The 1,702-nt window shown below is 70.9% G+C and carries 3 protein-coding genes; 1 reads left to right on the forward strand and 2 read right to left on the reverse strand.

What is annotated here, in order from left to right; all coding sequences use genetic code 11:
• Positions 1–21 precede the first annotated feature (21 nt).
• Positions 22–294, reverse strand: coding sequence for a WhiB family transcriptional regulator (locus IY392_RS17035; protein ID WP_107755707.1), 273 nt, complete (start codon positions 292–294; stop codon positions 22–24).
• 96 nt (positions 295–390) lie between these two features.
• Here IY392_RS17035 and IY392_RS17040 point away from each other — a divergent pair, with 96 nt between their 5' ends.
• Complete coding sequence (locus tag IY392_RS17040; RefSeq protein WP_194861879.1) at positions 391–1,008, forward strand: response regulator transcription factor; 618 nt, start codon at positions 391–393, stop codon at positions 1,006–1,008.
• A 10-nt stretch (positions 1,009–1,018) separates the two neighbouring features.
• Here the strand turns inward: IY392_RS17040 and IY392_RS17045 are convergent, their stop codons facing one another.
• On the reverse strand, positions 1,019–1,690 hold the full coding sequence (locus IY392_RS17045; protein ID WP_182613142.1) for a GntR family transcriptional regulator: 672 nt from the start codon (positions 1,688–1,690) through the stop codon (positions 1,019–1,021).
• Positions 1,691–1,702 lie beyond the last annotated feature (12 nt).

Below are 1,702 nucleotides of genomic sequence, written 5' to 3' on the forward strand. Positions count from 1 at the left end.
GGGCCGGCTCGTTCAGGGCCGTCAGCCGGTGCGGGCCCGGCCGGCGAGGCGGTGTCGCTCGGCCTCCGTCATGCCGCCCCAGACCCCGTAGAGTTCCCGGTTGCCCACGGCGTGCGCGCGACACTGTCGGATGACAGGGCACTGCCCACACAGCTTCGTGGCCGCCGCCTCCTTACGCCGCCGGAGGCCTTTGGGGTCGTCGTCGGCGTTGTAGAAGAGGTCCGGTACGTCTCTGCACAGCCCGTGCTCGGCCCAGGCCCATCGCTCGATGATCCTCGCAGCTGCGATCGTCATGGTTCTCCCTCCCCGTCCGACCCAGCTTCTTCCACGGTCGAGACTGTTCGGCACATCCCCAGGGGTGGGATGGGGCGCGACTGTTAAAGTTCTGCAATGTCCGTCAGGGTCTCGGTGGAGAACGACTACACAGTGGTCATCGCGGGCGTTCACGCCCTGCTCTCCCCGTTCCGCGACCGCGTACAGGTCGTGGCGGGCCGGCCCGGTTCACCCGGGGACGCGCCGGTGGACGTGGTGCTGTTCGACACCTTCGCCTCGCCCGCCGACTGGCAGGCACGGTGCTCTGCCATGGCGCTCGACCCCATGATCGGCGCCGTCGCCGTCTATTCGGCCGTCACGGACCCGCGCGCGATCGACGACGCCTTCGCGTCCGGCGCCACGGGGTATCTGTCCAAGTCGCTGTCCGGTGAACAACTGGTCGAGTCGGTGGAACGGGTGGCCGCGGGCGAGCGGGTGCGACTGCTGGGGCACGACGGCGAGCACGGGCCCGCGGGGATGTGGCCGATCGGCGACATGGGCCTGACCCCCCGGGAATCGGAGATGTTGGCGCTCATCGCCCAGGGTCTGTCCAACGAGGAGATCGCGACGGTCTGCTATCTGTCGATCAACACGGTGAAGACCTACATCCGTGAGGCCTACCGCAAGATCGGGGTGACGACCCGGCCGCAGGCGGTGGCGTGGGCGATGCGCAGCGGGCTCGCGGCCGTTCGCTGAAGACGCCGGGTCACCGCGCCGGGCCGCCCTCCCGGACCCTGGCCAGACCGTCCCTCATGTGGTCGACCAACAACCCCCTGGCCCGGTCAGGGTCCCCCGCGCGAATCGCCCCGGCGATCGCCCTGTGTTCGGCGAGCCTGGACTCCGCGTCCGAATAGGTGCCGGCCATCGCGTGCAGACACATGCTCGTCTCGACCAGCACGGTCTCGTGCACCCGCGACAGGCGGGGGCTCCGGGCCGCCTCCACCAGGACGTGGTGGAAGTCCAGATCCGCCTCGACCATGGCCCCCGACCGTGGTTCGTGGGCGAGGGAGGCCATCGCGTCCACGGCCGCGTCCAGCGCATCCGCGGTGTCGGCGCCCAGTCCCAAGTGGAGAACCCGGTCCAACGCGGCGGTCTCGACCGTGGTCCGGAGAAGGTACATGTCCTCGACCGCCTCGGCGGAGAGGTCCGCGACGAACAGGCCACGGTTGCGGTGCGAGACGAGCAACCCCTCCTGGGTCAGGCGCTGCATGGCCTCCCGCAGGGGCCCTCGGCTCACCCCGAGCGACCGTGCCAGCGCGGCCTCTCCGAGCTGCGCACCCGGGGGGAACGTACCGTCGGAGATCGCCCGGCGGAGGGTCCGGGCGATGAGAGCCGGGGTCGACTCCCGGACGACCGGTTCCAACCCCGCGCCCGCCACGGGCCCCGCGTC

The sequence above is a fragment of the Dietzia sp. SYD-A1 genome, assembly GCF_015356725.1.
Classification (GTDB): Bacteria; Actinomycetota; Actinomycetes; order Mycobacteriales; family Mycobacteriaceae; genus Dietzia.

Bases quoted from the DNA above. Each gene is read 5' to 3' on its own strand.
- IY392_RS17035 (WP_107755707.1), bottom strand. From the start codon at position 294: ATGACGATCGCAGCTGCGAGGATCATCGAGCGATGGGCCTGGGCCGAG.
- IY392_RS17040 (WP_194861879.1), top strand. From the start codon at position 391: ATGTCCGTCAGGGTCTCGGTGGAGAACGACTACACAGTGGTCATCGCG.